Annotated in this window: 6 protein-coding genes, 3 tRNA genes and 1 pseudogene; 5 read left to right on the forward strand and 5 right to left on the reverse strand. The window is 50.8% G+C overall.

Annotated features, from left to right (window positions below):
• Position 1: 1 nt before the first annotated feature.
• The 5 genes from aspA to Q9I99_RS05605 all read right to left on the reverse strand — a co-directional run bounded on the left by aspA (position 2) and on the right by Q9I99_RS05605 (position 2,685).
• Positions 2-1,399, reverse strand: a complete 1,398-nt coding sequence (gene aspA / locus Q9I99_RS05585; protein ID WP_301667128.1) for an aspartate ammonia-lyase — start codon at positions 1,397-1,399, stop codon at positions 2-4.
• Positions 1,400-1,546: 147 nt separating this feature from the next.
• A complete protein-coding gene (locus Q9I99_RS05590; RefSeq protein ID WP_301667127.1) occupies positions 1,547-2,119 on the reverse strand; it encodes a hypothetical protein in 573 nt (190 codons plus the stop codon).
• Positions 2,120-2,349: 230 nt separating this feature from the next.
• Positions 2,350-2,440, reverse strand: a tRNA-Ser gene (locus tag Q9I99_RS05595).
• 39 nt (positions 2,441-2,479) lie between these two features.
• Positions 2,480-2,566 (reverse strand) — tRNA-Leu (locus Q9I99_RS05600).
• 32 nt (positions 2,567-2,598) lie between these two features.
• Positions 2,599-2,685 (reverse strand) — tRNA-Leu (locus tag Q9I99_RS05605).
• An 88-nt stretch (positions 2,686-2,773) separates the two neighbouring features.
• Between Q9I99_RS05605 and rnr the strand changes: the two genes are divergently transcribed.
• The 5 genes and pseudogenes from rnr to Q9I99_RS05630 form a co-directional block, all read left to right on the forward strand.
• Positions 2,774-5,128 carry a ribonuclease R gene (rnr, locus tag Q9I99_RS05610; protein WP_301667126.1) on the forward strand — a complete coding sequence of 785 codons (2,355 nt, stop codon included), beginning with the start codon at positions 2,774-2,776 and terminating at the stop codon, positions 5,126-5,128.
• Between the two features lie 21 nt (positions 5,129-5,149).
• Entirely contained in the window at positions 5,150-5,335 is a 186-nt protein-coding gene (locus tag Q9I99_RS05615; protein WP_301667125.1) for a hypothetical protein, read from the forward strand.
• A 44-nt stretch (positions 5,336-5,379) separates the two neighbouring features.
• On the forward strand, positions 5,380-5,760 hold the full coding sequence (locus tag Q9I99_RS05620; RefSeq protein WP_301667124.1) for a hypothetical protein: 381 nt from the start codon (positions 5,380-5,382) through the stop codon (positions 5,758-5,760).
• Between the two features lie 12 nt (positions 5,761-5,772).
• Positions 5,773-6,096, forward strand: coding sequence for a hypothetical protein (locus Q9I99_RS05625; RefSeq protein WP_304666193.1), 324 nt, complete (start codon positions 5,773-5,775; stop codon positions 6,094-6,096).
• Between the two features lie 61 nt (positions 6,097-6,157).
• Positions 6,158-6,281, forward strand: a pseudogene (locus tag Q9I99_RS05630) (IS5/IS1182 family transposase); the annotation flags it as partial.

Here is a 6,281-nt window from a genome sequence, read left to right on the forward strand (position 1 = left end):
GTTACAGATGGGGGTTCATCAGGTTTTCAGGAGAGAGAATGCGGTTGAGTTCTTCTTCGCTCAACAGCCCGCGTTCCAAAACGACCTCACGCACGCCTTTGCCGGTTTGGGCGCAGATTTTGCCGACCAAATCGCCGTTGTGGTGTCCGATATACGGGTTCAGATAAGTAACCAGCCCGATGGAGTTGAAGACATACCGCTCGCAGATTTCGCGGTTGACCGTAATGCCTTTGACGCATTTGTCGGACAGGTTGACTGCGGCATTGCCCAAGAGGGAAATGGTTTCAAACATACATTGGGCGATGACCGGCTCCATAACGTTTAATTGCAGTTGCCCGGCTTCGGCGGCAAAAGTGATGGTGGTGTCGTTGCCGATGACTTTGAAGCAGACTTGGTTGACGACTTCGGGAATCACGGGATTGACTTTGGCGGGCATAATGGAAGAACCGGCCTGCAATTCGGGCAGGTTGATTTCTTTCAAGCCGGCACGCGGGCCGGAAGAGAGCAGGCGCAAGTCGTTGCAGATTTTGGAGAGTTTGACCGCCGTGCGTTTCAATGCGCCGTGTACCATCACATATGCGCCGCAATCGGAGGTCGCTTCGATCAGGTTTTCAGTCAGTTTGCAAGGCAGGCCGCTGACTTCGGAGAGTTTTTTGACCACCAGTTCGGCGTAGCCTTTGGGCGTGTTCACGCCTGTGCCGATTGCCGTTGCGCCCAAATTGACTTCCAAGAGCAGTTGGCGGGTGCGGTCAAGGTTGAGGATTTCCTCTTCCAGCAACACTTGGAAAGATTGGAATTCTTGTCCCGCCGTCATCGGTACGGCATCTTGAAGCTGGGTGCGCCCCATTTTCAAAACGTCTTTAAACGCTTCGGCTTTGGCGGCAAAGGCGTTTTTCAATACGGTCAGTTTTTCCAGCAATTCGCCGATGCTGTAATACACGGCAAGGCGGAAGCCCGTAGGATAGGCATCGTTGGTGGATTGGCTGGCGTTGACGTGATCCATCGGATTGACGATGTCGTAGCGGCCTTTTTCGTATCCTAAGACTTCCAATGCGAGGTTGGCAATCACTTCGTTGGTGTTCATATTGACCGAAGTACCGGCGCCGCCCTGATACACGTCGGACGGGAATTGGTCGAGGCAGCGGTTGTTTGACAATACTTCGTCGCAGGCTTTTTCAATAGCGGCGGCGATTTCGGGCTTGACCGCGCCCAACTCGCCGTTTGCCTGTGCGGTCGCTTTTTTGACCATCACCATACTGCGGACAAACTGCGGCACGTCGGAAATTTTTTGTGTGGAAATTTTAAAGTTTTCAATGGCGCGCAGCGTGTGGATGCCCCAATATACTTCGGCGGGAATCTCGCGGTCGCCCAATAAGTCGTGTTCGGTACGGACAGTCATGTTTTTACCTTTGTAAGTCGGATAATTAATATTGAAAAAATGCGTCATCGGAAAGATGCCGCAGCAGGACGAACACTATACCAGTTGGGCGGTATTGTCTATGGTGTTTTCAAGAACAATGCCGTCTGAACGCAGAAGTGCCGCGTCTTAAGGATGCTGCTCCGGCAGGTCTGCCAGCGTTTTCCGCGCCAGCGTCGCACCGAGGTTATGGCGGTGCAGCCCCAAAACGATGCCCGTCCACACACCGCGTCCGCTCGTGCCGGTCAGCAGCGCAACGCCTCCGGTCAGCCATTGGTAGAGGGAATGCGGAAGCACATGGACGGAATATGCCGCATCATGCCTGCCGCGATAACGGACACGCCCGAACGCACCATAAACAACCAGTTCCTTATCATCGATATAAACCGATTTGCACGTCGTCAGCGCATACCACCAACGCTCCATGCGCCACATCCAAAACACGGCAAAACCCGCCGTCAAGACGCTGTAAAGCGAATCGGATACGGGAGGAACACCCCATTCGAGCAACTGGTTTCCGCCGCCTATCCAAAGCAGCAGACCGAAAAACAGCGCAAGCAGCGGCTGAAACAACCTGCCACGCAGAACGGAATGCCGGAACAGCAGCCCTTCGCCCGCAACAGAAACCCCGAACGGCAAATCACGTTTTAAGGTTCTGATATATTCGGAAAGGTTGGTCGGATTGGAATGCGGTGCAGCCATATCGGTTTTCGGTTTGCAGCATGTGGAACAATGCCGTTTGAAGGGGTACACCTTTTGAGTCCTTACAGGCTTAGGAAGAGGGTAAAACATACCGCAAAACATACCATAAAAAACGGTAACGGATAGTTGTAAACGGTTGATGACGATTATAGGCAATAACGGATTTTCCCAATGAAATTATTGTTTGAATAATAAAAAATCCCAAACTGTAAAAGTTTGGGATTTGTATTTGGCAGAGAGGAAGGGATTCGAACCCTCGATACGCTATTCACGTATACACGCTTTCCAGGCGTGCGACTTAAACCACTCATCCACCTCTCTAATGGCGGAAAATTATCCCAATCGGGATAATTTATTATTTGGTGCCCAGGAGAAGACTCGAACTTCCACACCCGTGAGGATACCAGCACCTGAAGCTGGCGCGTCTACCAATTCCGCCACCTGGGCAATATAAATATCTAAATAAAGCAAAGTATGATTGGTGCCCAAGAGAAGACTCGAACTTCCACACCCGTGAGGATACTAGCACCTGAAGCTAGCGCGTCTACCAATTCCGCCACCTGGGCTTTGCTTTATTTACTGTTTTGCGGTACAGTGTCTTTCCGCAAAGAAGTCGCTATTATATAGGTCATAAAAAGAATGTCAACGGTCAAAATGAACAAAAATATTAAATATTTAAATTTACGGGAAAAAGATCCGTTTTTGGGTCGGGAGAAACAGCGTTATGAACATCCTTTGCCCAGTCGGGAATGGATAATTGAATTGTTGGAGCGCAAAGGTGTGCCTTCAAAAATCGAATCGCTTTCACGCGAGCTTTCGATTACGGAAGACGAGTATGTCTTTTTTGAACGCCGTCTGAAAGCGATGGCGCGGGACGGTCAGGTTTTAATCAACCGCCGGGGCGCGGTTTGCGCGGCGGACAAATTGGATTTGGTCAAATGCCGCGTCGAGGCGCATAAGGACGGTTTCGGCTTCGCCGTACCGCTCATGCCGACGGGCGAAGGAGATTTCGTTTTATACGAACGCCAGATGCGTGGTGTCATGCACGGCGACATTGTTACCGTCCGCCCTGCCGGCATAGATCGCAGGGGGCGGCGCGAAGGGACGGTTCTGGATATTGTCGAACGCGCGCAAAGCAAAGTTGTCGGTCGTTTCTATATGGATAGGGGCGTGGCGATTTTGGAGCCGGAAGACAAGCGTCTGAACCAAAGCATCGTATTGGAACCTAACAGCGTCGCGCATTTCAAACCCGAATCCGGTCAGGTCATTGTCGGCGAAATCGAGACTTATCCCGAGCAAAACCGCCCAGCCGTAGCGAAAATCATTGAAGTATTGGGCGATTATGCCGACAGCGGCATGGAAATCGAAATTGCCGTGCGCAAGCATCATTTGCCGCACCAATTCAGCGAAGCGTGTGCCAAAGCCGCGAAAAAAATTCCCGACCATGTACGCAAAAGCGATTTGAAAGGCCGCGTCGATTTGCGCGACCTGCCTTTGGTAACGATAGACGGCGAAACGGCGCGCGATTTCGACGACGCGGTGTTTGCCGAAAAAGTCGGACGCAATTACCGTCTGGTCGTGGCGATTGCGGATGTCAGCCATTATGTCCGCCCTGACGATGTGATTGATGCAGATGCTCAAGAACGCAGTACCAGCGTATATTTCCCGCGCCGTGTGATTCCGATGCTGCCGGAAAACCTGTCTAACGGCATTTGCTCGCTCAATCCCGATGTCGAGCGTTTGTGTATGGTGTGCGATATGGTCGTTACCTATGCGGGCAATATCAAAGAATACCGCTTCTATCCCGCTGTGATGCGCTCTCATGCAAGGCTGACGTACAACCAAGTTTGGAAATGGCTTTCAGACGGCATCGACTATCCGCACAAAGCCCAAATCGACACCCTCTACAAACTCTTCAAAATCCTTCAGAAAAAACGCTTCGAACGCGGCGCGGTGGAGTTTGACAGCATCGAAACCCAAATGCTTTTCGACGATAACGGTAAAATCGAAAAAATCGTTCCCGTTGTCCGTAATGAAGCCCACAAGCTGATTGAAGAATGTATGCTGGCGGCGAATGTTTGCTCAGCGGATTTTCTGTTGAAAAACAAGCATACGGCTTTGTTCCGCAACCATTTGGGTCCCACGCCCGAAAAACTCGCCACCCTGCGCGAGCAGCTCGGTCTGTTGGGGCTTCAACTTGGCGGCGGCGACAACCCGTCGCCGAAAGACTATGCCGCACTTGCCGAACAATTCAAAGGCAGGCCCGATGCCGAATTGCTGCAAGTGATGATGCTGCGCTCCATGCAGCAGGCAGTTTACGAACCGCATTGCGACGGACACTTCGGCCTTGCCTACGAAGCATACGCCCACTTCACCTCCCCCATCCGCCGCTATCCCGACCTGACCGTACACCGCGCCATCAAAGCCGTGTTGAACCAACAAACCTACACGCCAAGCAAAAGCTGGCAGGCTTTGGGCGTACACACCTCGTTCTGCGAACGCCGCGCCGACGATGCCAGCCGCGACGTGGAAAACTGGCTGAAAACCTATTACATGCGCGATAAAGTTGGCGAAGTATTCGAAGGTAAAATCTCAGGGGTGGCAAATTTTGGAATATTTGTCACTTTGGACGATATCCATATCGACGGTCTAGTGCATATCAGCGATTTGGGCGAAGATTATTTCAACTTCCGCCCCGAAATTATGGCAATCGAAGGCGAACGCAGCGGCATCCGTTTCAATATGGGGGACAGGGTTGCCATTAAAGTGGCCCGTGCAGATTTGGATACCGGAAAAGTTGACTTTGTCTTGATTGCGGGCGGCACGTCCGGCAGAAAGCATTCTGGAAAAAACAAAATGCCCAATGCAGAACCCAAAAGAAAAAAAGCCAAACCACCCAAGAAGAATACCCCGTCAAACGGCAAATTGGAAAAAGGAGGGAAAGGGCAGAAGGGGAAAAGTAAAAAATCCGTTTCCATCAAAATAAAGAAAGCCAAGAATAACCGCTAATCCGTATCGAGGAAGTTGCCGATGCGGTCGAACTTTACCTTTCTCCAATCCGATTTCCCCATTCTGTTTACGCTTGTGCGCAATGCAGAACGCTATTTTGCCGACGATTCCAACATGTTGATAATGAAAACCCATCAGTTTGCTGAGCTGACGGAGAAAACCGTGGCGGCAAACTATGGACTGGCGGAGTCGGAAAACGGTTCGTAGTCGGATCTGCTCAAACAGTTGCACGTTATGGCATTAATCGAGATATGCTGCATCTTTTCCACGGTTTGCGTAAGTCCGGCAATGCGGCAACGCACGTATTTAACGACGACCGTAAAGCGGCGGTAGAAAGTTTGATGGCAGCGTGGCAGATTGCATTGTGGTTTTGCCGCATTTTTGCCGACGGGCAGGAAGATTTTGTGTCGGAAGCCTTTAATCCTGCCTATTTGCAGACACAAAGTACGCTAGAAAATCCGCCGGTTTCCAACGGAGAAGAGCAACGCCTGTTGAAAGCGCAAGAAGCGGAATTGGCAAAATTGCACACGGAATTGGCCGCGAAAAGCGAAAAAGAACAACAGGCACGCCGCAACCAATTGGACAAACATTTTGCCCACAGCCGCCAGATGCAGAATTTGGATGAAAAATAAACCTGGCTGCTGTTGATTGATGCCCAACTGCGCGAAGCCGGTTGGGAAGCGGATACGGAAAATCTGAACTACCAAAAAGGCACGTATCCAGAAAAAGGGCGGAATTTGGCGATTGCCGAATATCCGTGCGGCAAGGACAGGGCGGATTACGTGCTGTTCTGCGGTTTGATGCCGATTGCCACGGCGGATGAAGCACACCAAGAAAAATCTCGGCATTTTCTGAAAAAAAACTTTGGCAGTTTATTGCACTATTTGCAACTCCCTTGCACTTTTATAAAAGCGACGGTTATCGTCGCTTTTGTTTTACCGGTTGCAGATAACCGGTTCGCCGCTTGAGACCTTTACAAAATTCCCCAAAATCCCCTAAATTCCCACCAAGACGTTTAGGGGATTTCTCATGAACACCTTCTTCCAGCAAACCGCCCAAGCCATGATTGCCAAACACATCGACCACTTCCCACTATTGAAGTTGGATCAAGTGATTGATTGGCAGCCGATCGAACAATACCTGAACCGTCAAA

This window comes from Neisseria basseii (genome assembly GCF_962707005.1).
In the GTDB taxonomy this organism is placed as follows: Bacteria; Pseudomonadota; Gammaproteobacteria; order Burkholderiales; family Neisseriaceae; genus Neisseria; species Neisseria bergeri.